Raw genomic sequence first — 26,238 nt, forward strand, 5'->3', positions numbered from 1 at the left:
CACTTTTTTTATATTGTACACAACGAATTTGTGTATGATTTCGTTGTGTTTGCTAGGACTAAATTAATAAAAGAAAACTGACCAGAGGAAAATTCCGCAGGAATTTTCCGAGTACACACAAACCAAACAATGAATTATACACGTTGTTGTAGGTAGTTGTTTTTTTTTAATCAATTTTGATTAGTTTCATTGTTTTTACGAAACTCCGTTTTTTTCAATTCACTATTTTGCCCGTAATATTCTATTTTAATAACTTCTTCTGATTCGTAAATTATTTTATGACTTACGTTTCCGTTTTGATAATATAGTTTTGTTGTTTCTACCAATTTTCCCTTTCTAAAATTTTCTAATTTCCATAAAATTCCTTTTTCGTCATAATACTTCCAAACTCCATTCTTTCTTTTGCTAAGATATTGTCCTTTAGTAAATACTATTGAATCTTTTTCGATAATTACTTTCCAGTTTCCATCTGGCAAACGTTTTTTCAGAGAATATGTTTGCTTAAATTCAGATGGCAATTTTTCAATAGTCATAAATTTTTTATCGCCATAATTGACGATATAATCTTGAGCATTTAATTCTATAGAATAGCAAATTAGAAATATGATAAGTAAGTTTCTCATAATTACCTACAACGTGTTGTGTATGGCTAGTTGCGTTGGTTAGGTCTAATTTAGTAAAAGAAAACGAACCAGAGGAAAATCCGTAGGATTTTCCGAGTACACACAGAACCAGCAATTAGTTATACACGTTGTTAGCACCAGTTTTTAATATGCATAAGGTAATATTACACTTTTCCGTTCTTTTTCTGCCGAATAATAATGTAGTCCAAGAATGATTTTTGTTTCTTCTGGTATTACATCTAATTTTCCAATTCGGCCTATGTGAATATTCTTTTTTATAAATTCAATTAGTTCATTAGATAATTGTTCGTTATCAAACTCCTTTAAAGTTTTTATGTTTTTAAAACTCAAATCTGCATTAACGGTTATTTCATAAAATGCATTATTCCCATTTTCAATTGTATATCCTTTAAATTTTTCTAAAGATTCTTCTTTAAAATAAGTATACAAATTATACGTATTAATGGGTTCAATTTTTTCCTCTTTTAAGGTTTCGAGTAGTTCAAGTTTCCGTTCTAAACTTTTAGAATAGTTTAATTCGGCATTTGGAAATCTTTCTTTGTCAAAAGTTCGATCTAATTGTTTTGGTCCAGAGCACTTTCCAAAAATCAAATTTCCATTCTGGTCTTTAGATGCGAAAATTAACCATTTGGTATTTTCAGGTGCATAGATTGAACAACCACTACCTTTTGATTTTCGTATTTTCAAAAGATTAGTTTTATTTCCTTTATAAAGTTCAATTATTTCAATGTCAAGAAGCAAATAATCATCATCGGTTTCAGAATCTACACTTAACACACTCAAAGTTGCAACAAATTCAGATTTTGCATATCTGTCTAAAAGTCTTTGAGACATACAAGTGCAAGCCAACAACTTGCTTGAAATTGCAATAAATAATATGGTAAGCAAGATTTTTTTCATAATTGGTGCTAACGGTTTTGTGTATGGTTTCGTTGTGTTGGCTAGGTCTAAATTAGTAAAAGAAAACTGACCAGAGGAAAATTCCGCAGGAATTTTCCGAGTACACACAAAACGAACAATGAATTATACACGTTGTTGTGGCCAGTTATTTTTTAATTATCGGATACTTAAAGTTGGGATATTGTATATGAAACATTTCATTTTTATCATTTGGTACTCTATTAATTATTCCAGTAGATAAGTTTATTGTTCCAAAACCAAAAAACCATTTATCAGTTTCATAATATTCGATCTCTTTAATGCCTAATTTTTCTTTGTCACCCATTTTTTTATTTATCCAAAATAAATCCTGATCGCTATACATTCCTCCAATATGAATCATTGCACTTTCAAAATCTATCTGGTCTAAAAAACTTTCAATATTGCGTATAAACTCATTAAATTCTTTTAAGTCATAACCAAAATATTTGAAAGTTCTAGAAAATGAAATAATAGAGGTATCATAAAAAGAAGGATAATTGTTACTTCCTTTAGAAAACATTGAAGAATGGAAATAGTAAAATTCATCTGAAGATGACATTTCATTTATGATTTCTTGAACTTTATCTAAATTCCTATCAATCAATAATGCTCCATAAATATAATTGAATTCGTACATTTTTTAATTGGCTACAACGTATTTGTGTATGGTTTCGTTGTGTTGGCTAGGTCTAAATTAGTAAAAGAAAACTGACTAAAGGAAAATTCCGCAGGAATTTTCCGAGTACACACGAACCGAACAATGAATTATACACGGTGTTGTAAAACGTATTTATTTATTTATTTATTCATAAGTTGAGTTGCTTCCCAAACATACTCTTTTCCAAATTCTCCAAAGTAGCTTATATAATCTCCATCTTTAGAAATTACTACAAAACTCTTACAAGGATAATGATGTTCAAAAAACAATCTTTCAACGGTTCCTTTTGGGTCGTTATACCAGTTTAAAATTCCATTATATTTTTCAAGTCCATCGTTGTCTTTATAAATGTATAATGGTTTAATTTTAGCTACTTGATTTAAGCCTTCTTCCAATTGTTCGTGCCAATTTGCAATCCACTCTTTATTTGTTGTTCCGCTACTATTACAAGGGTCTTTTCCTGGATAATAAATTATAGCAATAGGCTTTTTTGAATCCAATTCACGATTCGTTGTATTTTCAAGTAATAATTCCAAACTGTTTCTATCATTTATTTTCCCACGCTTTTCTCTTAATGTCAATTTTTTGTGATTGGCAGAATCTCCGGGAATATCCAATAGTTTATTTGTGGAACGAATTCGATTAAATTTTGATTTACTTATTTCAACACTGTTTTCATCAAAATATTTGGTCTTATCACTTCCGATTTTTGTGGTAGAACAAGAGTATATTAAAGCTCCAAATATTAATGTCAGCAGGATTTTTTTCATATGTTTTACAACGGTCTCGGCTATGAGTAGTTGCGTGGTTTAGCACTTAACTTTGCAAGTACACACCAAACTGAAAATCCGCGAAGATTTTCAGAAGTAGGCGAGAACAAGCAATTACTTATAGCCATTGTTGTGCTTTCGTTATTTATTTATTTCGGTCAAATAGTTCTCAATTGTATCGTACAAACTCTGTGCTGTTTCTTTCAAATCTTTTGCCCAACCTATTTCAGCATTGGTTTTCAACTTTCTTCCGACAACAATGCTTTCAAACTCGACATTTTCAATAACCACTTGTCTGTTGTTTATTCTTGGTGCTCTTGTTTCCAAATAAGGATTTATGCCAGAAACGTAATCCGCTAAATCCCAATTCTTATAAACAAATCCCTCTACATATTCTCTTGCAAAATGATTATGGGCTTCAACAAGTCTTGAAAACCTTTCTGTTTCTGCATAATAAATATAGATTGATTCTTTCAATGCCTTATCATTAATCCATTTAAAATGTCCTCCAGATTCCATCGATTTTAAAGCGGTAGAAACAGGATAGAAAGATTTCTCAAGCGCAATATTTCCAATGTCATTTAAAGGTATATTTTTAGTTCCTTCTGGATTTGAAACAATTTTGAAAAAATTATCAATGTCTTCTTGAATAGATTTATTGTAGGCTATTTGCTCATCCAGTTTTCTGATATCTTCATTTAAGTTTAACTGCATAAGCTCAAGCGATGCTTTGAGTTGTTCTTTTTCCTGGCTTTTTTGGTTTAAATTATTGATTTGTAATGCAATTAAAATTCCAATAACCACAAGTATTATCTCTCCAATGGCATAAATCAGATACTTGCTGAATTTGTTTTCAGAGAGAATTTTTTGTCTAATCTTTCTAAAGAATTTTATCATTTGTCATTGCTCAAAATTAGTTATCTCTTTTTCCAAAAAATTGATTAAATTTTCTACTCTAACTATAATAACACCTTTATAGTGAAAGTTGATGAAAACGTGAAGCCTGTTTCTATAGGATTTTATGTAATATAAAAACTCTTTGTCCGTTTTTAATGCTTCAAAATCAAGTGGTTTAAGCCACAGACCGTAGTCTTTTTTAGAAAAATCTACTACAAAAGATTCTTCAAACCGTGTTGAAAAAACGTTTTGATAACCACGTTCCACTTCGTCCAAAAGAATCGTCTTTTCAGTTTCGGTAAAGAATTTATATCTGGAATCGTAAACCTCTACAATAGCATCTCTTAATTTTTGATTTTTAATTAAGTCTAAACCCTTAGATTTTAGCGTTTCAAAAGCACTTGTGGAATACACAAATTTGTAGGGAAACATCATTTTGCCAAATTGTATGGCAACTGAATCATTGTATGGCTCATCACTTTTTAGATGCGAAATAACCTTATCAGCAACCGATAAATTCAAAGTTAGACAGTTTACGTTATAATTCAAGTCCGATAAATCTGCCTCAAGACCTTTTTTTAAGTCTTTTAAAATGCTCAATTCTTCATTTGACCTTTTTCTGTTCTCGTTCCAATTATTAATTTGCAAAGCAATCAAAATTCCAATAACTACCAATATAATCTCACCAATTGCATAAATCAGATACTTGCTGAATTTGTTTTCAGATAGTAGTTTTTGTCTAATTTTTCTAAAGAATTTTATCATTGGTTAGTGGTTTCTGATAATGAAGCACAACGGATTTGTGTATGGCTCGTTGCGGGAAATCCGCGAGGATTTTCCGCCGTAACCGAAAGATAGCAAATTGCAATGAATTCCGATTAGGAATTCAGCCGCAATGAGCTATACACGTTGTTGTGGTGCGTATTTTTTTAATTTATTCTTTTGGCTTTGGTGGTGGACTAAAATAGTTTTCATCAATTAAAAGTATTTTCAAATCCGTTTTATTTGTAATTCGGTAATAGGTTTCTGTAAGTTGATTTAAGATGTTAGGTAGATTATTAAATTCACTTTTATCATCATACTGAACACATATCGTTAGCTTTTCAGAACTTTCACTTAAGTCTAAATTTTTCCCATTATTATCAATATCTTTTCTTAAGACATTTTCTAAACTATCCAAAGGAATACCAGATTTGTTATTTTTACTAATCTTATCATTATAGATTGTAATTACATTTTTAGTTTTAATAATTCTAAAGGAATCTTCTTTTGAACAAGTGTTTCTGAAATAAATGGTTTTAATTTCGCTATCTGTTGTCAAAGTCATTTTTGGTAAACTATCATTACAGACAATTTTTTCAATCCGATTGATTAAGTCAAACCAGTTTTCAAAATTATTAACTTCTAAATCAACGCCAAGACTTTCATCTTTTGTTTTCCATTTTCCAAACTCCATTTCAATCAAGGCTTTTTCTGTTTGAACTGACACTTTTTCTTTTTTGTCAATGTTCTCACATCCGATTATCGCTAAAATCAATATAACAGCGAAAGATATTTTAAATTTATTTTCCATTTCGTTTTGTTTATATGCACCACAACGTATTTGTGTATGATTTCGTTGTGTTGGCTAGGACTAAATTAGTAAAAGAAAACTGACCAGAGGAAAATTCCGCAGGAATTTTCCGAGTACACACGAACCAAACAATGAATTATACACGTTGTTAGCAGCTGTTTTTTATTTCGGTTCATAATTATTCGGAACAAAAACATTGTTTTCAGACTTCTCAATTAGAATTTCTAATAATTTATGAATTTCATCTGTTTTATATTCCGTCGTTTTTATTGAAATTTCACGTTTTGTTTTAAAATCAAGTTTTAAATTTTTATTAAATCGGTCGTATTGGATTTGAGTGAGTTCAGTCAGATTTCTTTTTACAATCCAACGCCTGTTCAGAATTAATTCATTCCCTTTTATAAATAGAGTATAAGGTTTTTGTTTTCTATAAATAAACCACATTATAAATTCAGAAAAAGGAATTGCCCAAAAGACAAAAATCAAATAGCTTAATGTTTCTCTATTATCGCTCAAAAGTAAAATATAAAGTGTCCAAAATATTCCCATTCCAAAATCATAAAGACTAATAGTTTTCTTTTGACTTCTAATCTTAAAATCAGAATCAAATGTTTTATTTAAAAGAGAATATTCCCATAAAAAAGCTACAATAAAAGTTAAGGAAGTAAAGACAATTTTTAAAACAAGAGAATATTCAGTTTTCAGGATTGTTCCGAAAACAAATACTCCAATTAATGATAATAAAAATGCTATAAAGTACTTCATTAGTTGATGGTTGGCTCAAATTGCTGCTAACGTGTTCGTGTTATGATGTGTTGCGGACAAGTACGCGATTTATGTTCCGCAGCAACAATATAGTAAAAAGTACTCAAAGATCATCGTCTTAGCCAGCAATAGCAATGCATTATACACGTTGTTGTAACACGTTTTTTATTCCGCTAAATATTGTATTCAGTTCAATTTCTCTTTTTTCAATTCCATCTATTTTGACAATTTTCTTTCCAAATATTTTATTCCAAAACCCTCTATTTGTAAAGTCATATGATAAGTAAAAGTTTGGGCTATTTTCCGAAATATACAGTTTGGATTTCAAAATCTTTTTGTCTTTAATGAATTGCACTTCCTTTCCTTTTAATTCGGTTGTTAGAATTGAGAGAACTCCATTCCGATTTCGCTCATTAAATTCTAAAGCTGGGTCTCCATAACTTTTGTCTGGTGTAAAATCGTATTTGTAAAAATATTCGTTGTAAGCATATTTGTTATATCCTGGAACTGTCGGATTAAAAATGTGAAGGTAGATTAGCTTATTTTCTTCGATGTAATAACCAACTCTTATTTCAGTTAGAGATTTTTTGTCAGTCGATTTAAAGGTCTCTACTTCCGTTAAATTTCTTGATTCAGAGTTTGGATTTTCAAATTGTCCGCTGTCAATTAAAATTCGGTTAATATACTCTTTCCAATTTTTAAATTCCTGCATTTTATTGATTTGGTCAAATGTGTTACAACGTATTGTGTATGATTTCGTGCGATAGAAAATCGATAGATTTTCCGTTGCCTCGAAATTATAGATTAAATATAAGAATTAAAAATTGAAGCAATTTTTAAGCATGAATTATACACGCTGTTAGCCACTTTAGGGCAACACGAACCATTGGATGTTAAAAAGAAAACTGATTATCACATGCAACCGAATCAGAAATGCTTTGACGAATTTGGCGGATACACCCAAGAACCCTTTACGATCATAAAAAAGTACAGGTCACACTCAAGCATTTAGGTTGCAACATTGTTTTAAATACAGACACCTTTTTTGGAAAAGAACGATTCATAACGCATCACTAAAATTTGGCAAGTATGTATAAGATTCCGACAAGTTTGAAAAATACACGAACCACAGAGCGTTTGGTTCTTCAAAAAAGGGTAGAAGGGAAGTTTTTAAATCAAATCCGAAACATTTGTGCTAGAAACTACTTTAGATAAAACACCAGAATTTTGCTCATGCACTATTGTTGCTAACGGTCTTGTGTATGAAACGTAGCGTATAAATAAACGCTAACTTTTCGGATTTAGCACGAGCCGAATTTTTTATTTTTATGTTTATTTTTCTTTTCTAAATATAACCAAATAAAAAATTTGGCGTACTTTGTAAATATACAAAAACCTCTCGGAAAGCCTATAATAGCTATGTTTTATACACGTTGTTGTGCATAGTGCTTTTCACGTTCAGTTTGGTTTTCCGATGTTTCTCATTTAGTTCGGATTGAGCGTTGGCAAGACATACTCTTTTGCAATTTTTGGCGTAGCGTTGGCTTGAGCGAATTGCGAATGTGTATGGCTTTTAGCGTTGGACTCTTTTTTCTATTAACTTTATTATTTCCTTAAATTCCTTTTTATCCGTTTCGTTTAAAGATTCCATAAACTTTTCAATCCGTTCTTTTGATTTATAATCTAAATTAAGTCCATTCCATAAGTTGACTTCCTTTTCCAAACTTTCGGTAAATAATTCAGATTTATTTTCGTTTACGATACTCAATAATTTCGCAAATCGACAAAACTGTCCGTTGTCAAATTGAACATCTAAAATCAAATTGTATTTCCCTTTTGTTAAAGTCTTTTGTCTGTCAATTGCTTCAATTCTTCCATCTCCTAAAGTTTCAAGAAAGACTCTTTCGTTAATTTCAAAATTGTCATTTTCAATCTCTGAAATAGATTTAGTGCTTTTTTTGTTTATTATCTTATTAAAATCTGCTCGACTTTCGGAAATTTCAAGTAAGCGAATTGAGATTGCATCAATATAATCAAGGTCTTGAACGTTTTTCCATTTTGAAGGTATAATAGATTGTCCGTGTAAAGCGCCAATTAAGCCACCTGCAAATGCAGCAATACTATCTGTGTCAGTTCCAATTGAGTTTACAGCTTGCTCAATTCCTTTTAATGGTTCTTTGGAATATTTACAAGCTAAATAAATACCTGCAATTACAGTAGAAGTTCCTGAACCTTTAGTCTCGTTTTTATAACAGCCAAGTTTAGATAACGCATCAAAATCTGATGAATTATTAGTAATTAATTTGTAGGTTGTTCTTAAATATTCTTGTGTTTCATCGACAATAGATTTGAATAAAATTCTAAAAGGTTCTTTGGTGTTTTTATTCCATTCGGTTTCCCAACTTTTTAGTTTCGGACTATCTAAAAAGTCAATTGAGAATTTTTGATGAATGTCTTTCCCTAATTCGGTAAGAAAGTTCTTGTAATCAAAATTTTCGGGATTAAATCTCAAAATAGTGTCCACGGAATATCCATAAAGCATAGCTCCTAAAATCGCTCTTGGGTGTCCGTGGGTTATTATACTGTTACAAAAGATTTCTTCTTTGATTTTATCTTGCTCTCCAAAATTGGCTAATGCAATTGGCAGTATTCTCATTGCTGCACCATTAGCACCACTTTCTCTATAGTCGATTGTAATTTTACCAGATTTAAATGTGAAAAAGTTATTATTCCATTTAGCAGATTTTCTTTCTATTTTTCGAGCTGCGTTTTTTATGGTTCTTCCTGCACCTCTTGAATAAAGTAACCAATCTGGTAGTTCTTTTTTTGCAAAATATTGTTGGTCGACAAAACCATCTTTGTTGATTGAACGAGCAACTGAAAGTAAGAGTTGAGTATCATCAGAATATGAACCTGAATTAAGTTTATCGATATAACCGTAAAATCTACCACCAACATTTTTTTCCCAATCGTGAAAAGTATTGATGTAATCAGTTCCAAACTTTTTCTTCAAAGAACTTTTACTTTTTTCAAATTCAGTCATCCAACCTAAAGCGTCTCCAATTGCTGCAAGTTTTAAACTGCCTTTATATTTTGTTTCTGCTTTCATAGTGTACGAGTTGGTGAAAATATTTCTTTGTCAACTATAAATTTACTTGTATCAAAAGAATACATTGCTCCTTTAGCTGCTGCCAAATTTTCTTCATTTTCAAAACAAACGGCTAAAATACTGTCGGATGAAATAATATCTCTGACTAATATTTCTGCTTGAACATTCGTTGGATATTTGTTAGCAATATTGCCTCTCGTTCCAAATGGAATAGGTATGTTTTGTGCAAATAACATTTTAAACTTCTCTAAATCTCCCGTGATTCCAATACCTTTTGCTGCGTTAGAAGCTGCATTAGTTACTGAAAATAATGTTTTATCGTCATAGATGTGCTTTGGGTTTATTTTTAAAACACACCAATTTATTGTAAAATCTTCTTTTGTTTTTTGTCTAAACTTTGAAAACAAAAAGGTGTTAGGGCCAGAAACAGAAAGATTAATATAATTTTTATCATCATAACGCACATCATCAGTAAATTGCACATAATCTAATATGTCAAATTGTTCAATATCCAAATTTTCTAATTTGGCTCTACTCATCAACTCGTTATTTTCTAATATGCTGAATAAATTTCGAGTTGGTGTAAAATGAATTAAACAGTCAATCTTTCTTTTGTCAATTTCTTCTTGAAACTCGGTGTAATTAGGTTTTAAACTCATTGAATATTTTTAAAAAGGTAAGTCATCATCATACGTATTTCTTGAAGTATTTTTAGGACTTATATCTTCTAATAAACTTGCCTTTATTTCTTTTAAATATCGTGATGGATTTTCTTTATCACTTGAAAAAAGATAAAGGTTATTTCTCGCTCTTGTCATACAAGTGTATAGTAATCTTCGCTCTGTGGAAATATGGAATTCATCATCTGCTTCAATAAATCCTGCTGGAAAAGGGATAATATCGTCATTAAGGTCAAGTATAATTACATTGTTAAATTCAAGTCCTTTTACTGATGACATTGTGCAAATTTTAATGCTATCACTTCCATAATTTACGGGAAGATTAGATTTTACTAATTCCGTTGAAAATCCATTAGCATCTAAAAATTCTTTAATTTGTTTTACACCATTTGTTGACCTATGAAGAACTACCGTACTTTTAAGATTTTTGTTGTTTTTTAAAAGTGTGAGTTGGTCGTCAAGATGATTTAATTGTTCATCAAAATCTGAATAGTAGGCTACTTTTGGTTTATCCGTTCCTTTTCTTGCTGCTTTTACTGTCGTAAATTCAGACTTGTCACTCTCCTTATCTAAAAGCGACAGAGCTGCATTGGCAATAGGTATTGTATTACGATAGTTATTTTTAAATTCTATGGTTCTACCACCTCTTACGTTAATACCAACTTCACTCCAAACAAAACCACTTTTGAAAATGCGTTGTGCAGCATCTGCAATTATTGATAAACTATTTGTTTCAGCACTTACTAATTTTGAAATGGTTAGAATCTGTGCTTTGTTCAAATCTTGTGCTTCATCAATTATTATGTGTGTATATGGTGGAACAAAGTTTGGGTCATTTTGAATTTTTTTTAATGCAAGGATTGCATAATCATCAAAATCGACTTTACCTCTGGTTTTTAATTCTTGATTGTATTTTTCATAAACAATCCAAATAACTTCTTTATCAGTTTTTGTAACACGGTCGGAAGTTCCTCTTCCTGTTCTTGTAGCTTCAAGATACTCTATTTTATTTTTAAAAACTTTACCTTTCATCCAAGATATTTCCTCTTGAAAAAACTCTGCACTTTTATCTAAAATGTTTGAAGTACTTGAAGATAATCCGTTTATTATGTCCTCAATGATTTCAATTTGAGTCCATTGCATTATAGTTTGGTTATATTCAATTCCTGCGAAACGGTAAGCCCAACTGTGAAAATTTATTATTTGGACATTAAGTCCATCTGCTGTTTTAGGTTTGATTTCGTCACTATCTTTTTGATAACCTCCATTTATAAAAGGTTTGATAGCTGTTATGTATGCTGCAAGAGTTTTATTATAAGTAAATATTACAATTTTTGTCTCCCTGAAAAGATTAGCTTGTGTCTCAAGCAAATGTTTGGCTCTATAAAGTGCAACTGTGGTTTTTCCGCTTCCTGCAACACCTTTTATCTGAATTGGGTTTGTTGGTGGTAAGAATAGTACTTTTTTCTGTTCTCCTTTCAGAGTAATTTTTTTCAGCATTTCAATTCAGTTTGGTGTTGAGCGTTGGCAAGAAACAGCTCTTTTATTTTTTTTAGCGTTGGCTTTTCGTGTTGGCAAAAAAATAAATGTGCTGTTTGTGCGGCTGGCTTTTTTAGTTCATATGTTCTTTTTTAGCACGATTTTCGCATTATGCACAACGTGTTGTGTATGATTTCGTTGTGTAGGCTAGGACTAAATTAATAAAAGAAAACTGACCAGAGGAAAATTCCGCAGGAATTTTCCGAGTACACACAAAACAAACAATGAATTATACACGTTGTTGGGTGTAGTTATTTTTCGGATAATTTGTTCATTGCTTCTCTAGCGATTTTTATTTCCGAATTTTCTTCATTAATTTTTCTGATAACAAATTTTAGTAAAGTGTCTATCAATTGAGCTTTTTCTAAGCATTCATCTTCACTAAAAGAATGAATTCCTCCTGAAAGTTGAGAATAGAGAACTTTTATTGGATTATTACCAATGCTCTTTAATGTATTTGGTAAATAGTCATTAATTCCTTCAATTAAATTTGCCATTTGGTGATTTTTAGAATATGTTTCTAATAAATCTTTTATTTGATTCGATTCTGGAAAATCAAGATTTGACAAGTCTTCTATTATTCTTATTATTTCATTTTCTACAATTCTTCTTAAATAAGAAAACGCTCCTATACCAAAGCTTTGTGAAAGCAGTAATAATGCTTTTTTATAATTTTCTTTATCCTCTTTAATGAAATAATTTAATAGATATTTTTCTGGTGTAATTTCGAAAGGTGGATACTGTCCTACTTTTCTTAGATGCAAACCTTCTTCGTCAGCATATGTGTTTAATAGAAAGTCGATATGATATTTATTACATCTTTTACAAATCCCTTTATATTGTTGAGTTAATGAGAAAAAATCATCTTTATTTTTCCAATGTTTTTGACCTCCAGTATTTAAGTGATCTCTAAAAGGCATGTAACCATGATATACTATTAACTCAAAAGTTTCAATACTTTCATCAATTTCACAGAAATATTGAAAAGTAGATTTGTCAAACTTATTTGCAGAACTAAATCCACTTTCAAGTTTTATTTTACTGTAAATAGGTTTGTTACTTAAAAATTCACCAAGATCTTTATCGTTTTTTAGCATTCTGAATTAGCTTTTTTAATTACACCCAACGTCTCTGTGTATGATGTGTTGCGTTGGTTAGCTTAAAGATAATAAACTATCACGAACCAGAGGAAAATCCGTAGGATTTTCCGAGTAGGCTAGAAGCAGCAATGCGTTATACACGTTGTTACAAGTTGTAGCTTTTGATTTTAATGACTTTTTTTGTTGATAAAGAAATACTAAATCCTCCAATTTGAAAGTTTTGGAACTGTTTTATCAAGTAATTCCTTTTTTTAATTCAACATTTGAGTGAGAAATTCCGCAACTTGCTCAATTCCGTATGAGTGATTTTCCGCGTATGAGTTGAAAATTCCGCAATGTTTCTAAATTCCGTTTGAGTTGAAATTCCGCAAACTTGCTCAAATTCCATTCTATTTTTTCACCTATACTTTGATTGTAATATTCCTAACGAGATTCAATTCAGATTTCGAGTAAGAAATTCCGCGTTTAGTTTGGTGAAAAGAGGCAGTTTTAAATTCCGTATTGCTTGCGTCTGAGTGAGATTCCGCTATTACTTGTAACGTATTGTGTATGATTTCGTGCGATAGAAAATCGATAGATTTTCCGTTGCCTCGAAATTATAGATTAAATATAAGAATTAAAAATTGAAGCAATTTTTAAGCATGAATTATACACGCTGTTAGCCACTTTAGGGCAACACGAACCATTGGATGTTAAAAAGAAAACTGATTATCACATGCAACCGAATCAGAAATGCTTTGACGAATTTAGCAGATACACCCAAGAACTCTTTACGATCATAAAAAAGTACAGGTCACACTCATGCATTTAGGTTGCAACATTGTTTTAAATACAGACACCTTTTTTGGAAAAGAACGATTCATAACGCATCACTAAAATTTGGCAAGAATGTATAAGATTCCGACAAGTTTGAAAAATACACGAACCACAGAGCGTTTGGTTCTTCAAAAAAGGATAGAAGGGAAGTTTTTTTAAATCAAATCCGAAACATTTGTGCTAGAACTACTTTAGATAAGACACTAGAATTTTGCTCATGCACTATTGTTGCTAACGGTTTTGTGTATGGCTAGTTGCGTTGGCTAGAACTAAGTTAGTAAAAGAAACCGAACCAGTAGGAAAATCCGCTAGGATTTTCCGAGTACACACATACCAAGCAATTGGTTATACACGTTGTTGTGCTTTCGTTATTTTTATTTGTTCTTTTTATAATATTCTAAATTTTCAATTAGTTTTTCAATAGCTGGAATAGTTGTTTTAAAATTAGAGGTTAACCGAATAACTCCACTTTTGAATAGTTCAATTTGTTTAATAAATTCCTCATCTTTTTCGGACACGATTTGCTGTATTTCTGAAGTACTTTTATCTAATGTCAACAGTCGATTTGTTGTGAGAAATGTCAGTTTAGTATTTAAAGCGTATTCGCTTTGTTTTACAAATGCTGACTTTATTCTTCCAAATTGCCCTCTATAAATTTCATCAATTTGTTTGTTTAAACTGTCAGGTAATTGCTTCCACAAACCCGAACCAGAGATGGTTGAATAAATTGGAGAGTTTACTTCAAAAAACCATTCATCTTCACCTAAAAATTTTAATAAGAATTTTAAATTTAAAGTGTCAATTTCGCTAGTGTTTTCCCAATGATTTATTGATATATCGGAATTTTTAATTATTAATTTTCCGATTGCCAAATCACTTAAAAATTCTGTTTTCTTAGATTTTAAGTCTGTAATTAAAACGTCAATCAATTCAACTTCTACTATATTCTCTTTCCTCTTTTCGTTCCAATTATTAATTTGTAGTGCAATTAAAATTCCGATAACTACAAGTATAATTTCACCAATTGCATACTTAAAATACTTTCCAGTTTTTCCTTCTGAAAGTAAATTTTGTCTAATATTCCTAAAGAATTTTATCATTGGTTAGCGGTTTCAGATAATGAAGCACAACGTTTGTGTGTATGATTAGTTGCGTGTTTTAAGCACTAAAGTTAGTAAATAAACACAGATAGAAAGTCCGCGAGGACTTTCGTAAATTGGCTAAAACCAAGCAATTAATTATACACGGTGTTGCCAACAGTTTTTATTTCAGTTCGTAATTATAATCAGATTCACTATTCCAAAAATCCGTTATTTTCTTTTCTCCATTTGAGTAATCCAATTCCGCGTTTTTGTTTTTCTTTAGTAATCCAACTAATTTTTTGTCAGATTTCATTTTTTCCTCAATCGCTGGAATTTGAACAGCAACTTGTGAGTCAGTTAAGCCTCTACTTTTCAAATCGGCTTTAATTGATTCTATATCTATATTCACGTAATTTTCCATACTTGAAATGATTCCATTTAGCAAATTATTGTCCATAACCATAAAATCAAATTTAACTGGTGTTTTGTCTAATGGTATTCTTTCGTCAAAATAGTGCTTTAATTCCGTGTTTTGTATCATTTGCTCTTTTGTCAAGTTTACAATTCCATTTGAGTTTGTAGGAATAAAACTGTAAGTATAGTAACTCAAAGAGTCAATATAAATATTCAGATGACAGAGAACGTTTTCCATTTTTAAATTGTCTCCATTTTCATCTTTCAATTGAACACTAATATTATTTGGCAAAATCGGATGCTTTCTATTCTGTAATTCATCTGCGTATTCAGCAAATTTTTCTGGATTATCAATTCCCACAGTGTTTTTGTTATTCTCTTTGCAAGAGAAAATTGTCATTATGATTAGTATGCAGATTGTTTTTTTCAAATTGTTGGCAACGTATTTGTGTATGGCTAGTTGCGTTGGCGATAACTAAGTTAATAAAAGAAACCGAACCATTAGGAAAATCCGCTAGGATTTTCCGAGTACACACAGACCAAGCAATTGGTTATACACGTTGTTGTGTGTAGTTATTTATTCCACTTTTCCGTTTACTCCATTCCAAGTCAGAGTTTCTTTTTCCAATTTTGAAAACTCACGGAACAGTTGTCCAAGTTTGTTCAATTCCGCTGGTTTGCATTGGATATTAAATTCAGATATGGATTTCTCAATTCCGTCTTCATTATTATTCAATCTAATTCCGACTAAACAGTCACTCGTATGTTTTATTAATGAGAACTCACACTTAAAATAGAATGCAAATCTATCTTCAGGTTTTTCCGAACCCAATTCCCATAAATATTTATTCTCGTCTTTAAACGGAAAATCTTCAAGAACATCCGCTAACTTTTTAAGTCTATCCGCATTGTCATATATCTCAAGTTGTCCCATGCTTTCTCCATTTGAAGCCTTAAAAATCAAATTAATGTGATAAGGTTCTTCATAAGGATTTCGAATTATTTTAATTGATTTTTCCAATTATCAGTAGGTTTTGTTTAATTACACACAACGTATTTGTGTATGGTTTCGTTGTGTTGGCTAGGTCTAAATTAGTAAAAGAAAACTGACCAGAGGGAAATTCCGCAGGAATTTTCCGAGTACACACAGAACGAACAATGAATTATACACGTTGTTAGCCTTTCGTTATTTTTCTTTTATCTCACTATCAATCAATTCTATAATTTCATTGATTCTTTTTACTAAAGTAAGCGATTGTATGTTGGCTGGTTTATTAAATGAAATAGCACTTGCTACTATACCTTCTAATTCTTTACAACTTGTAATTTCAATGACTGATACAGAATGCTTTGAATTTTCAAAATTAGTCTCTGTTATTTTTTGATTTTTGTCTAATAACCAAAGTTGGTCAGAATCGTTTATCCAGCTATTGACCACATCTCTTGAAATTCCTAATTTCGCAATTTCATATTCCATGTGTTGATTAACTATATTAGACCAAGCTTCCTCAAGTTCAGTGAGTGCAACAATATCAGAAGACCAATTCGATAGTTTGCGTTTCAATTTTTCATTCTTAATTAACCTTAGATTTCCTGAGCTTGTTAAATCATTTTGAACTGGATCAAATGTTGGATCTTGGTTTATGTTGCCAATTAATCGAATAAGACTATCACGATTAACCTTTTCAGGATAATCTATTGCTTTAAAAATCTTTATTCCTGAATTAATAATGTTATTTCTCATTTCAATTTTTTGTTCCAATTGAATGAGATTGGCTTGGTAATCTTCTTTTAATTGCTTTAGAATAACTTGTTCTCTTGTTGAATTTTTTCGCTCTTCATTCCAATTATTTATCGAGAGCGCTATTAGAATTCCAATAACTACAAGAACAATTTCACCAATCGCATATTTCAAATATTGACTAGTTTCACCCTTTGAAAGTAAGTTTTGCCTAATTTTTCTAAAGAATTTTATCATTGGTTGGTTATTTCTCTAAAGTTAGAATAATTATTTTATTCCGTCTGAGTCAGAAATAATGAAGGCTAACGGTTTTGTATATGGTTTGTTGCGTGGTTAAGCACGTAATTTAGCAAATAAAAACCGAATAGAAAATCCTCGAGGATTTTCGTAAGTAGGCGAGAACCAAGCAATAAATTATATACGGTGTTGGCAGTAGTGTTTTATTCGAAGAGTTTAGTCTGATTCTCAATCTTTGGATGAAAAGTTCCGATTATCATAAATGGATTGTGAGATACATAATGGTGAACTTGAGATGTTCCTAAAAACAAATACAAGTCTTTAGTCATCGCAAAATCGTCAAAGTATTTTTTTCTCACATCAGCAACTGCTTTTGCCTCATTTCCTTCGTATTTGGCAAGTTGTCTCCAATATAAAGCTCCAATTTCCCAATCCTCAATCATCATTCTGCTTTCTTTTCCTTGATTGTCCTCAAGAACATAAGTAAATTTATATGGTAGCTTGTCAACTACATCAAAAGGGTCTTCAGGATGCTCAAATAGATTTCCTTGTTCTCTTTGTGCTTTTAATTTCGCGATTTTCTTTTTATCCCAAACTCTGTCAACTTCTTTAGCAACAAAATCTTTGATTTTTGTAGGTTTAAAAACAGCAAGAGAAGTACAAATCTCTTTGTTTTTAGCTTCTGCAATTAGTTCTGCAAGGTTTTCATATACTTTATTTAGTACTGATTTTTTTCGTAAGTACCAATTACCAGCAGTATCTATATGTTCAAGGATTTTTATTTCACTATCCATTGAGTATGGTCTATAACTTTCAGGTCGAAAATCACTCGTATTTTTAACCAAGTCTAGTTCAATCCATTCATATTTTCGATATTGTTCCGAATAATCTTTTTTTCGGAAAGGAACAGGATAAATTCTAATCCATTTTCCATCTTCGGTAAATCCTGCTGTACAAACTAATTCATCATATTTTCCAGAAATTGCCGGATACGTTTTAACTGTTATTAGAACCTTTGTTTTTGCCATAAATTATATATGTTCAACAACTAAATCAGATTCTATAGATTTCAATGATTCAGCTAATGGTAATCTGTGACATTGACAAATGTTTGATTCGAAACAGGTAAGTGCAATTCTATTATACTCGTTTAATAGATTAATGATTTCTTGTTGTTGGGTTGATGTTTCTTTAAGTGTTGTTTTTTTGTAACTCTCAAAAAGTATATCATAGTCTTCTTGTTTTTCAAGAGTCTGTCTTTTATTTGAGTTTATTCCTACTTCTGGAATGTGTATATATTTAATCCCTAAACTTTCACAAAACCTCTTTAGTAGAGTTTTGCTAAAGCCATACTTCATACTCAAAGGATTCTTTCTAACATCAACTAAAAGTTTAATATTGTTTTTTACAAGTTTGTTTAAATACTTTTCTAAACTAACTCCTTCATAACCAATTGTAAAAACGGATTTTTCATTTTGATTTGGTATCGTATTTAAAACTCTATTATAATATTCTTCGTTTAATATTCTTTCAGAAATTGTACTGTTAATTGCATAATAAGGGAAATTAATATAAGTATGTCTTATTAAGGCTTCACTTGCCATATTTCCATAGCTGTCAATTGTTTCAGTTAATAGTTCTCTGTCTTTAGGTTTTAGAGTAGGTAAATAATCTTTAGGGTCAATTTTGGAATAACCTCTTTCCGATTCAGATAAAAACTCTTTTTTTACCATTGTCACTAAATCAGCGTGTGCTGAATAAGAGTAGCACCCAAATTTATATGGTACAAAGTCATATTCAGATTCTCGTTTTCTTTGACTATATAAAAACAACAACTTTTGTAATTTAGTTTTTTCAACATTTCCGTTACAAAGTTGGAATAATGATAATATTATTTTTCTTCTATAAAACATTCTACAAAGTTAGTGTTTAAAAAATGCCTTTAAAAATATTCTCGATTTTTTCACATTACTGCCAACGTATTTGTGTATGATTTCGTTGTGTAGGCTAGGACTAAATTAATAAAAGAAAACTGACCAGAGGAAAATTCCGCAGGAATTTTCTGAGTATACACGAACCGAACAATGAATTATACACGTTGTTGTGTGTTCGGCATCTTATCTTTCTCTAATTGATAATAATAAACTATTTAGTCCCAATTCAATGTTTTAGTGTAAAGAGATTTATTAATTTTAAAATCGTTTGGAAAAAACTCACTCTTGATTCCGTAATCAATTAAATACTGAAAAGAGCAAGTTGTTTTATTTTTTTAGAGAAATGATATAAATTCCATAAATACTTTTTTGTTGAATCCGAAACGCAAATTCGGTTTATTTCATATTGAAAAATTTTAAATTCAGTCGCTGATATATTTCGTGTTTTTTTTAAATAACATATATAATCTACATATGAAAACAACCTGTCAATTGAAATTTCTAAATTACCATTATGAAAAGAACTATCGTACCAATTTTGATTATAGTCTATTATATACATTGATTTTGGAAGCTCTTTGTCAAACCTAAGCTTTTCAAGAATTTGGTTTATAAATTCCGCACGTCTTGTTTTCGTGCTTTTGCGCCATTGATAATAAACAAAACCACCAGCAATTACTGCAAATAGCAATGAAATTAATGTAAGCCAATTATCTGTATTAAATTTTAGGCACATATCTATTTTTGTTTTTAGCTGATATTTTTTTATGCTGACACACAACGGTCTTGTGTATGATTTCGTTGTGTTGGCTAGGTCTAAATTAGTAAAAGAAAACTGACTAAAGGAAAATTCCGCAGGAATTTTCCGAGTACACACAGAACGAACAATGAATTATACACGTTGTTGTAGCCAGTTATTTAGACCTATTTATTGGAATTCCTTTTTGTAATTCTATGTTCTTGAGTTTGTTTTACCAAGTCCATTTTCTAAAAAGAGAGAATTACTATCATTACTTATCATCTTTTTCAATTTTTCCTGAAGCAGTTACTTTATCCGTATATAAGATATGTGTACATCGATTTTGTTCTTCAGGAAGTTTCTTATATAAAAACATATCATGGGATAAGGTAGTATTATAGATATTATCCTCTCTTTCAATAGTGCTAATTTTAATTCCGGTGCCATCATTATTAAACATGGTTCCTTCGCTGTACACATGATTAATGGACATAATCTTTTTGGAATCGAAATTGACAGTATCTTTTACCAAGTATCCTCCAATTCTTACTTTGTCAAAAAGGGGTATAAAAGAATTATGTACATTTCCTGTTAGAGTAACTATTTTGGTGTTCGGATATTTATTATGGATGTTGCGTATTTCCCTGTACATGGACGAATCTCTGGTTGAAGATGGGTAAGGATTATCAATGAATTTTAAAATGATTCTTTCATTTTGATTGCTCTTGTATATTAAATTCAGCATTGACACACCATTTCTGCCATCAAAATTTTCTCTGCGAAAAAAATCCAACTCTTTTAGTTGAGTAATTGACATTTCATCTGATAAGTTATTCATTTGTGAACTACGAATTTCTAAAGCTAAGACTACATTTTTTTCAGACTTAGTTATAAGATTACATAATCCATAAGCAAATTCGGCAGGCTCATTTGTTCCATGCATTTCTCCAATCATTATTATTTCATAATTTGCGATTTCATCGTATATCTTGTCGCTCAGTTTGGATAAGTTTTGAATGGGTATCGCATTCTTTTTTAGATCCTTTTGCTCTTTTGTCAATTCTACAGAATTATCAATAGAATTAAGTGTTTCATCAGGTACTGTTTGTTTGTTGGGAAAATCTCTACAAGAAGTTAATCCAATCAAAATAATTAATAGGTGTAAGATATTTTTCATAAAACAAAAAATTTAATTTCCACAATTTTATAACTATTTTTTTTACGAATGTAGAACTTGTTGTGTGAATTTTTTTTAATTGGCTACAACGTATTTGTGTATGGCTAGTTGCGTTGGCGAGAACTAAGTTAATAAAAGAAACCGAACCAGTAGGAAAATCCGCTAGGATTTTCCGAGTACACACAGACCAAGTAATTGGTTATACACGTTGTTGTGTTTTCGTGCTTTTTAATTTGCCAATTTCAAGAATCTGTTTTAATATTTTTCTTTCAATACTTTTCCATTCTTCTGCAAGAATTTGTTGTGCAGATAAAATAAATTCTCTCATTTTAGCCCTTAAACTATTGATGTCTTCTTTATTTTTAACTTCGCCATACAAGTTGTCTAATTCATCTAGTAAAGTTTCGAGATGTTGAAATTCTCTTGTGTTTTTATAAAAAAGTAGTTTAACTTGAAAATAATATTGACTAGCTAAATCTGTTGCTGCACAATATTTTTTATAGCAATCATTGTATTCATCGCTTTTATCTGTTTGATCAGCTTCTTTTTTATTTAAATGTATATAATTTGTTAATTCCACAGCAGAAGAATCAATGTTCATAAGGTAATGGCTTGAAACATCACTAAATTTTCGTACCCATTCTATTTTTGCTGACGTAATATTATTAAGTTTTACCTGATATAAAGCAATTAGACCAGCCAAAAGTCCTAAAACTATTGGTACTGCATAACTGAGCCATTCTGAGCTTTTCTTTTCAACTTTTTGTGCTGTTACTAAATTGATGTTACCTTTAACATCCAAAGTATCTAATTTTGAAATTACTTTAGTATTTTCAATTTTTACTTTTAGTGTGTCATTGGCATGAGAAAGTGAAATCTGACCAAAAATTACTAAAAATAATATTATTCGATAGATTAATTTCATTTATTTATAAGTTTTAGTACTCATTTAATTTTACGACTTTCACTGCATGAAACACAACGTATTTGTGTATGGCTAGTTGCGTTGGCGAGAACTAAGTTAGTAAAAAGGAGACGAACCAAAGGAAAATCCGTAGGATTTTCCGAGTACACATAAACCAAGCAATTAGTTATACACGTTGTTGTGCTTTCGTTATTTACATTTTGTCTTTAAAAGTTTTATTGGCTCTTCCATTTCTTTTTTAAGATTATACAGATGATGTTTCTGTCTAATGAACATAGCAACCATAAATACTAGATTATCCTGAAATTTTAAGAATAATGGGTGAGTTTGGTCATTTGTCCAATTATTATTTGGAAATAGAGCAATAATATCTTTACCAAGTTCTTTGTTCAAATAATCAATATCTTGATATCCAAATTCAGTTGCAGATTCATAGTTCATCATTCTTTTAATAAGTTCATTCCTGTTTTCTTCAAGTAAATTTAATGTATTGTTCAAAAATGTACTATGTGTAATCAGTCTGTTTTTTAATTTAATATCTGTTAATAGTTTCAGTTGCCCCGAAGATGTTAAATCGTCAAAAGTAATAGTGCTTGGCACAAAAACATCTTGTCTTACAGCAAGTACAAATTTATTAAGTATTTCACCTCTGTCATTTGGCGGGTTGTTTAAATCTAATATCAGCTCTTTACAAAGCTTTATTTTATCAGTTGTGAGTTTAGAAGTTTCATCAATTAATTTTTCATTTAACTCAAAGTCGTCTAAAATTCTACAATAATAATCTGCTTCGGTAATTTTATTTTTTCGGTTTTCATTCCAATTATTAATCTGCAAAGCAATTAAAATTCCAATAACGACAAGAATGATTTCTCCGATGGCATATTTAAAATACTTTCCAGTTTTTCCCTCTGAAAGTAAACTTTGTCTAATTTTTCTAAAGAATTTTATCATTGGTTAGTGGTTTCTGATAATGAAGCACAACGGTCTAGTGTATGATTTCGTTGCGTGTTGAAGCACTAAAGTTAGCAAATAAATCACAGATAGAAAGTCCGCGAGGACTTTCGTAAGTAGGCTATAACTAGCAATGAATTATACACATTGTTGGCAACTGGCTTTTTTTCAGTCGTAGATTCTAATTATTTCGCCATTTCCTTTTCCGTTTACACTTCTTACATATCCATTAATTACTTTTTTCATTGGTATTGGATTATGTCCTGGGAAATAATCTTTGTATTTTTCATACGCATCTTCAACCATTCCTGAAGAAACTACATTTACCCTAATTCCGTTTTTAATTTCAAGTGCAACCGCTTTTACAAAACTATGAATACCTCCATTTACCATTGAAGCACTTGTTGTTTTAATTACTGGGTCATCTGCTAAAATTCCTGTAGATAGAGTTATTGAACCTTTAGAATTTAAATAATTCTGTCCGATTCGTACAAGGTTTACTTGTCCCATTAATTTGCTTTTCAGTCCGATATAATAATCGTCTTCAGAAAGTTTATTAAAATCGTCCCATTTTGCTTCTCCAGCGATACAAATTATAGCGTCTACTTTTCCTATCTTTTCAAACATTGACTTTATTGAACTACTATCAGCAATGTCAACAGTCACATTTCCATTTGTTCGTCCAGCGATTAAAATTTCGTTCTTTTCTTTAAAATGTGAAACCACAGTTTTTCCTATTGTTCCGTTTCCTCCAATTATTAAAATTTTCATAGTCGTTGGTTTAAGTTAAACATTGAGTTTTGTTACAATTTTGTTTTTTATTTCTTGATTTGTAAATTGTTAAAGTAGCAATTACGCTCCAAAGTAAATTGGTTACAAATGGTGGAATAGCATTGTAGTAATAACAGTTTATGGCTATTAAAATTCCTCCAAGCAAATTTAAATACTTGCCATAGTCTAAATATTTTTTGTTTTCGATTAGAGTTAGGGCATAGGCAAGGATTATCAATCCTGAACCTGACCAACCTAAAATGTCAATAAATAATTTCATAGTTTGTTATATTGCGAAATGTCGATATGTGTTATCAAATTTTTTTTATGTTAGAAAATCCGTAAACTGTTTAATTGTCTCTTCGTTTCTTTTTAAATACGACCATTTTCCGTGTCTTGTTGATATTAAAAGTCCGCATTTTTCCATATTAGTCAAATATGTTGAAATAGTCGATTGAGATAATTCTGTTTTTTCTTTAATATAAGTAACGCAAACACCATCATTAAAATGCTTTAATGTTTCGTGTGGTGGAAAGTGTTTTTCTGGTTCTTTCAACCATTCCAATATCTGAAATCTGATTTGATTCGATAAACATTTACCAATTTCTGTCGCTATTTTCAAATTCATAACGCAAACATATCTATAATTCTCGATATATAAAAATGAATTCGGGTTTTTCTTTGAAGTTCGGTTTTTTAGCTTGTTGCCAACGGTTTTGTGTATGATTAGTTGCGGAAAAGGACGCGAGTCGTTTTCCGCTTGTGACTAAAGATAATTAATAAGATTGAATTTCCGATAGGGAAATTCAGCCGCAATTAATTATACACGTTGTTGTGCAACGTTATTTGAGATTTGTAGACTGTACTATTTCCAGGCAATCATATATTCCAGTTTCTAAAGCTCCTCTTTTTAGCATCTTTTGCCGAAAACTATCTGTCATTTGCACAAGAGCTAATCCAAAGTTTAATTTTTGTGCTATTTCATAAATAAATGCAATTAATCCTAATCCAATACCTTTTTTTCTGTCATCTTTGGGGATAAAAATATTTGGAATTAAAAACTCTCTGTGTTCTTCACTTATGCCTAATCTTAAAAGATTAAATTCACTGATGTCATCTTCTTTTCTCTTGCCACTAACAGTAATAATATTGTCCATTGAATAAATAGAATAGTGATGCAATGTGAATAAATAATCTTTTAAATGTTGTTCAATTAACTTTTCTAAGGCATTTATTAATTCCATTATTTTTCTGTTTTTAAAATGAATCGTTCTGCTTTTTTAGTTTATTTGTTTTGATATACAATTTATTACTTACCTTCGAGTTTTATCTTTGTTTTACTTTTTTCGTTACTAAGGTTAATCTAAGTGCAAATGCAAAAATTAACATAACAACTCCAATTGAATATTGAAAACCTAACCAATAATTCGACCTAATTTCATTTCTTAAGTTATCTCTTACTAAAATATCCTCATTGATTTCCTTAATATCGCGTGTAATTCTGTCAGGCGTATAGTTGCCTTTTAATTCCTCAAGTTCTAATTTTTTATATTCTCCGATTTTTTCAAACCCATTATCTTTTGATTTTTCCAAAATTGGAAGGATTTCTTCTTTAACCCAATTACATATTCTATCAGATTCAGCCTGTCGTTTGTTGAATTCCTCTTCTGGCATCCAATCACTTTTATTGAATTTAAAGCAAACAGTTTCTCTCTCAGCAAAACTCATCAACGATTCAAATTGATTTTCTATCCAATTTTCAGTAAATGTTAAATCTCCTTTTTTATAGTTTCTATTATTTTCAATAATAATCGAGATAACACCCATAAAACCGATGATAATCCAAATATATTCTAATCTTGCCCAAGTTTTTTCAGTTAATTTTGAGTTACCAATAAGGATTAGATTCAAAATTTGCCAAATGGCTAGAACTCCAATTATTGCATAAAATGGATTTGTTAATATTTCTTTCAGCATGAGGTTGTTCTTTAATGTTGCACAACGTATTTGTGTTATGGCTAGTTGCGTTGGCTAGAACTAAGTTAACAAAAGAAAACGAACCAATAGGAAAATCCGTTAGGATTTTCCGAGTACACACAGACCAAGCAATTAGTTATACACGTTGTTACAGCACGTATTTATTCCGCAAAATATTTTTAGAAGCTATTTTCGCCTCGTTCACGTATCCGCTTTTTTCTTTTGCAATATTTTTCAATTCAGATTCCGTTTTTGATTGGAATTTCTGCTCGTAATTTTTAATCAGATTTTGGTTTTCCGCATTTCTTTCCGCCAACTCTTTTTCAGTCAGTTTTTTTTCAGGAAACATTCTGTTCAACAGTTCTTTATTCAAAGCTAGGAATATAATTAGTAAAGTCAGGAATATTGGATTGAACTCAATTGGTCCAATTCCGAACAATATGTTTGAATAATAAATGTCAATCAGGTTTATAATTCCGATAACCAAAGTCAGTCCAAAGACATAAACAAATAGCTTTTTGTTCTTAAAATACAAAAGCGCTGAAATTCCAATTAATCCAATTCCTATGTAATGCTTATAATTTAGAGTGTAATCCGTAAACAATGTAATTCCAATAGAGATTATCACAAGAATGGCTGAAATCAGAAGTGGAATTATGTCTTTACTGATAGTTTTTCTCATATGTGCTGTAACTAGTTAGTGTTATGATTAGTTGCGGGATTCAGCCTTGCTACGTGTGGTTGGCTTGCCGAATTCCCTGAAAGGTAGGCAAAAGTAGTGGAAAAGGAGCAAGGCTGAACCAGACTGTTTTTCCGAG

At 30.6% G+C, this 26,238-nt stretch carries 29 protein-coding genes; all 29 read right to left on the bottom strand.

Annotated features, from left to right (window positions below; translation table 11 throughout):
• Positions 1-170: 170 nt before the first annotated feature.
• The 29 genes from H7350_RS14640 to H7350_RS14780 all read right to left on the bottom strand — a co-directional run bounded on the left by H7350_RS14640 (position 171) and on the right by H7350_RS14780 (position 26,102).
• Entirely contained in the window at positions 171-623 is a 453-nt protein-coding gene (locus H7350_RS14640) for a toxin-antitoxin system YwqK family antitoxin (protein WP_204346664.1), read from the bottom strand.
• A gap of 144 nt (positions 624-767) precedes the next feature.
• Positions 768-1,544 carry a hypothetical protein gene (locus H7350_RS14645; protein ID WP_204346665.1) on the bottom strand — a complete coding sequence of 259 codons (777 nt, stop codon included), beginning with the start codon at positions 1,542-1,544 and terminating at the stop codon, positions 768-770.
• Positions 1,545-1,689: 145 nt separating this feature from the next.
• On the bottom strand, positions 1,690-2,202 hold the full coding sequence (locus H7350_RS14650; protein WP_204346666.1) for a hypothetical protein: 513 nt from the start codon (positions 2,200-2,202) through the stop codon (positions 1,690-1,692).
• A gap of 161 nt (positions 2,203-2,363) precedes the next feature.
• Complete coding sequence (locus tag H7350_RS14655) at positions 2,364-2,993, bottom strand: hypothetical protein (RefSeq protein ID WP_204346667.1); 630 nt, start codon at positions 2,991-2,993, stop codon at positions 2,364-2,366.
• 141 nt (positions 2,994-3,134) lie between these two features.
• The gene (locus H7350_RS14660) at positions 3,135-3,890 is read right to left on the bottom strand and encodes a hypothetical protein (protein WP_204346668.1); all 756 of its coding nucleotides are present in this window, start codon (positions 3,888-3,890) and stop codon (positions 3,135-3,137) included.
• A 3-nt stretch (positions 3,891-3,893) separates the two neighbouring features.
• Positions 3,894-4,655, bottom strand: a complete 762-nt coding sequence (locus H7350_RS14665) for a DUF6090 family protein (protein WP_204346701.1) — start codon at positions 4,653-4,655, stop codon at positions 3,894-3,896.
• A gap of 169 nt (positions 4,656-4,824) precedes the next feature.
• A complete protein-coding gene (locus H7350_RS14670; RefSeq protein ID WP_204346669.1) occupies positions 4,825-5,463 on the bottom strand; it encodes a hypothetical protein in 639 nt (212 codons plus the stop codon).
• Between the two features lie 162 nt (positions 5,464-5,625).
• Complete coding sequence (locus H7350_RS14675) at positions 5,626-6,228, bottom strand: hypothetical protein (RefSeq protein ID WP_204346670.1); 603 nt, start codon at positions 6,226-6,228, stop codon at positions 5,626-5,628.
• A gap of 139 nt (positions 6,229-6,367) precedes the next feature.
• Positions 6,368-6,940, bottom strand: coding sequence for a hypothetical protein (locus tag H7350_RS14680; RefSeq protein ID WP_204346671.1), 573 nt, complete (start codon positions 6,938-6,940; stop codon positions 6,368-6,370).
• Positions 6,941-7,801: 861 nt separating this feature from the next.
• Positions 7,802-9,337, bottom strand: a complete 1,536-nt coding sequence (locus H7350_RS14685; RefSeq protein ID WP_204346672.1) for an ADP-ribosylglycohydrolase family protein — start codon at positions 9,335-9,337, stop codon at positions 7,802-7,804.
• Positions 9,334-9,996, bottom strand: a complete 663-nt coding sequence (locus H7350_RS14690) for a DarT ssDNA thymidine ADP-ribosyltransferase family protein (protein WP_204346673.1) — start codon at positions 9,994-9,996, stop codon at positions 9,334-9,336. The genes H7350_RS14685 and H7350_RS14690 overlap by 4 nt, the downstream gene beginning before the upstream one ends.
• Before the next feature lie 9 nt (positions 9,997-10,005).
• Entirely contained in the window at positions 10,006-11,517 is a 1,512-nt protein-coding gene (locus tag H7350_RS14695) for a UvrD-helicase domain-containing protein (RefSeq protein WP_204346674.1), read from the bottom strand.
• Between the two features lie 290 nt (positions 11,518-11,807).
• Positions 11,808-12,653, bottom strand: coding sequence for a hypothetical protein (locus H7350_RS14700; RefSeq protein ID WP_204346675.1), 846 nt, complete (start codon positions 12,651-12,653; stop codon positions 11,808-11,810).
• A gap of 1,193 nt (positions 12,654-13,846) precedes the next feature.
• A complete protein-coding gene (locus H7350_RS14705) occupies positions 13,847-14,572 on the bottom strand; it encodes a hypothetical protein (protein ID WP_204346702.1) in 726 nt (241 codons plus the stop codon).
• A gap of 163 nt (positions 14,573-14,735) precedes the next feature.
• Positions 14,736-15,368, bottom strand: coding sequence for a hypothetical protein (locus H7350_RS14710; protein ID WP_204346676.1), 633 nt, complete (start codon positions 15,366-15,368; stop codon positions 14,736-14,738).
• 177 nt (positions 15,369-15,545) lie between these two features.
• A complete protein-coding gene (locus tag H7350_RS14715) occupies positions 15,546-15,989 on the bottom strand; it encodes a hypothetical protein (protein ID WP_204346677.1) in 444 nt (147 codons plus the stop codon).
• 165 nt (positions 15,990-16,154) lie between these two features.
• Entirely contained in the window at positions 16,155-16,946 is a 792-nt protein-coding gene (locus H7350_RS14720; protein WP_204346678.1) for a DUF6090 family protein, read from the bottom strand.
• Positions 16,947-17,149: 203 nt separating this feature from the next.
• Positions 17,150-17,974 (bottom strand): hypothetical protein, encoded by an 825-nt coding sequence (locus H7350_RS14725; protein WP_204346679.1) that lies wholly within the window; start codon positions 17,972-17,974, stop codon positions 17,150-17,152.
• A gap of 3 nt (positions 17,975-17,977) precedes the next feature.
• Positions 17,978-18,859, bottom strand: a complete 882-nt coding sequence (locus H7350_RS14730) for a DUF488 domain-containing protein (RefSeq protein WP_092210193.1) — start codon at positions 18,857-18,859, stop codon at positions 17,978-17,980.
• Between the two features lie 322 nt (positions 18,860-19,181).
• Positions 19,182-19,616 (bottom strand): hypothetical protein, encoded by a 435-nt coding sequence (locus tag H7350_RS14735; protein ID WP_204346680.1) that lies wholly within the window; start codon positions 19,614-19,616, stop codon positions 19,182-19,184.
• A gap of 274 nt (positions 19,617-19,890) precedes the next feature.
• Positions 19,891-20,796: a hypothetical protein gene (locus tag H7350_RS14740; RefSeq protein ID WP_204346681.1), complete on the bottom strand. Its 906-nt coding sequence runs from the start codon at positions 20,794-20,796 to the stop codon at positions 19,891-19,893.
• Between the two features lie 199 nt (positions 20,797-20,995).
• Positions 20,996-21,721 carry a hypothetical protein gene (locus H7350_RS14745; protein WP_204346682.1) on the bottom strand — a complete coding sequence of 242 codons (726 nt, stop codon included), beginning with the start codon at positions 21,719-21,721 and terminating at the stop codon, positions 20,996-20,998.
• 189 nt (positions 21,722-21,910) lie between these two features.
• Entirely contained in the window at positions 21,911-22,672 is a 762-nt protein-coding gene (locus H7350_RS14750) for a DUF6090 family protein (protein ID WP_204346703.1), read from the bottom strand.
• A 168-nt stretch (positions 22,673-22,840) separates the two neighbouring features.
• The gene (locus tag H7350_RS14755) at positions 22,841-23,443 is read right to left on the bottom strand and encodes a short chain dehydrogenase (protein WP_204346683.1); all 603 of its coding nucleotides are present in this window, start codon (positions 23,441-23,443) and stop codon (positions 22,841-22,843) included.
• Positions 23,444-23,453: 10 nt separating this feature from the next.
• Positions 23,454-23,723, bottom strand: coding sequence for a CBU_0592 family membrane protein (locus H7350_RS14760; protein WP_204346684.1), 270 nt, complete (start codon positions 23,721-23,723; stop codon positions 23,454-23,456).
• Between the two features lie 45 nt (positions 23,724-23,768).
• Positions 23,769-24,071: an ArsR/SmtB family transcription factor gene (locus H7350_RS14765; RefSeq protein ID WP_204346685.1), complete on the bottom strand. Its 303-nt coding sequence runs from the start codon at positions 24,069-24,071 to the stop codon at positions 23,769-23,771.
• Between the two features lie 214 nt (positions 24,072-24,285).
• The gene (locus H7350_RS14770) at positions 24,286-24,687 is read right to left on the bottom strand and encodes a hypothetical protein (RefSeq protein ID WP_204346686.1); all 402 of its coding nucleotides are present in this window, start codon (positions 24,685-24,687) and stop codon (positions 24,286-24,288) included.
• Between the two features lie 82 nt (positions 24,688-24,769).
• The gene (locus tag H7350_RS14775) at positions 24,770-25,420 is read right to left on the bottom strand and encodes a hypothetical protein (protein ID WP_204346687.1); all 651 of its coding nucleotides are present in this window, start codon (positions 25,418-25,420) and stop codon (positions 24,770-24,772) included.
• A gap of 148 nt (positions 25,421-25,568) precedes the next feature.
• Positions 25,569-26,102, bottom strand: a complete 534-nt coding sequence (locus tag H7350_RS14780; protein ID WP_204346688.1) for a hypothetical protein — start codon at positions 26,100-26,102, stop codon at positions 25,569-25,571.
• Positions 26,103-26,238 lie beyond the last annotated feature (136 nt).

The sequence above is a fragment of the Psychroserpens algicola genome (assembly GCF_014526325.1).
GTDB classification, from domain to species: domain Bacteria; phylum Bacteroidota; class Bacteroidia; order Flavobacteriales; family Flavobacteriaceae; genus Psychroserpens; species Psychroserpens algicola.

Bases quoted from the DNA above. Each gene is read 5' to 3' on its own strand.
- H7350_RS14775 (WP_204346687.1), bottom strand. From the start codon at position 25,420: ATGCTGAAAGAAATATTAACAAATCCATTTTATGCAATAATTGGAGTT.
- H7350_RS14655 (WP_204346667.1), bottom strand. From the start codon at position 2,993: ATGAAAAAAATCCTGCTGACATTAATATTTGGAGCTTTAATATACTCT.
- H7350_RS14640 (WP_204346664.1), bottom strand. From the start codon at position 623: ATGAGAAACTTACTTATCATATTTCTAATTTGCTATTCTATAGAATTA.
- H7350_RS14665 (WP_204346701.1), bottom strand. From the start codon at position 4,655: ATGATAAAATTCTTTAGAAAAATTAGACAAAAACTACTATCTGAAAAC.
- H7350_RS14765 (WP_204346685.1), bottom strand. From the start codon at position 24,071: ATGAATTTGAAAATAGCGACAGAAATTGGTAAATGTTTATCGAATCAA.
- H7350_RS14740 (WP_204346681.1), bottom strand. From the start codon at position 20,796: ATGAAAAATATCTTACACCTATTAATTATTTTGATTGGATTAACTTCT.
- H7350_RS14695 (WP_204346674.1), bottom strand. From the start codon at position 11,517: ATGCTGAAAAAAATTACTCTGAAAGGAGAACAGAAAAAAGTACTATTC.
- H7350_RS14755 (WP_204346683.1), bottom strand. From the start codon at position 23,443: ATGAAAATTTTAATAATTGGAGGAAACGGAACAATAGGAAAAACTGTG.
- H7350_RS14730 (WP_092210193.1), bottom strand. From the start codon at position 18,859: ATGTTTTATAGAAGAAAAATAATATTATCATTATTCCAACTTTGTAAC.
- H7350_RS14645 (WP_204346665.1), bottom strand. From the start codon at position 1,544: ATGAAAAAAATCTTGCTTACCATATTATTTATTGCAATTTCAAGCAAG.
- H7350_RS14670 (WP_204346669.1), bottom strand. From the start codon at position 5,463: ATGGAAAATAAATTTAAAATATCTTTCGCTGTTATATTGATTTTAGCG.
- H7350_RS14725 (WP_204346679.1), bottom strand. From the start codon at position 17,974: ATGGCAAAAACAAAGGTTCTAATAACAGTTAAAACGTATCCGGCAATT.
- H7350_RS14735 (WP_204346680.1), bottom strand. From the start codon at position 19,616: ATGTGCCTAAAATTTAATACAGATAATTGGCTTACATTAATTTCATTG.
- H7350_RS14705 (WP_204346702.1), bottom strand. From the start codon at position 14,572: ATGATAAAATTCTTTAGGAATATTAGACAAAATTTACTTTCAGAAGGA.
- H7350_RS14780 (WP_204346688.1), bottom strand. From the start codon at position 26,102: ATGAGAAAAACTATCAGTAAAGACATAATTCCACTTCTGATTTCAGCC.
- H7350_RS14685 (WP_204346672.1), bottom strand. From the start codon at position 9,337: ATGAAAGCAGAAACAAAATATAAAGGCAGTTTAAAACTTGCAGCAATT.
- H7350_RS14660 (WP_204346668.1), bottom strand. From the start codon at position 3,890: ATGATAAAATTCTTTAGAAAGATTAGACAAAAAATTCTCTCTGAAAAC.
- H7350_RS14745 (WP_204346682.1), bottom strand. From the start codon at position 21,721: ATGAAATTAATCTATCGAATAATATTATTTTTAGTAATTTTTGGTCAG.
- H7350_RS14760 (WP_204346684.1), bottom strand. From the start codon at position 23,723: ATGAAATTATTTATTGACATTTTAGGTTGGTCAGGTTCAGGATTGATA.
- H7350_RS14710 (WP_204346676.1), bottom strand. From the start codon at position 15,368: ATGACAATTTTCTCTTGCAAAGAGAATAACAAAAACACTGTGGGAATT.
- H7350_RS14770 (WP_204346686.1), bottom strand. From the start codon at position 24,687: ATGGAATTAATAAATGCCTTAGAAAAGTTAATTGAACAACATTTAAAA.
- H7350_RS14700 (WP_204346675.1), bottom strand. From the start codon at position 12,653: ATGCTAAAAAACGATAAAGATCTTGGTGAATTTTTAAGTAACAAACCT.
- H7350_RS14720 (WP_204346678.1), bottom strand. From the start codon at position 16,946: ATGATAAAATTCTTTAGAAAAATTAGGCAAAACTTACTTTCAAAGGGT.
- H7350_RS14650 (WP_204346666.1), bottom strand. From the start codon at position 2,202: ATGTACGAATTCAATTATATTTATGGAGCATTATTGATTGATAGGAAT.
- H7350_RS14690 (WP_204346673.1), bottom strand. From the start codon at position 9,996: ATGAGTTTAAAACCTAATTACACCGAGTTTCAAGAAGAAATTGACAAA.
- H7350_RS14675 (WP_204346670.1), bottom strand. From the start codon at position 6,228: ATGAAGTACTTTATAGCATTTTTATTATCATTAATTGGAGTATTTGTT.
- H7350_RS14750 (WP_204346703.1), bottom strand. From the start codon at position 22,672: ATGATAAAATTCTTTAGAAAAATTAGACAAAGTTTACTTTCAGAGGGA.
- H7350_RS14680 (WP_204346671.1), bottom strand. From the start codon at position 6,940: ATGCAGGAATTTAAAAATTGGAAAGAGTATATTAACCGAATTTTAATT.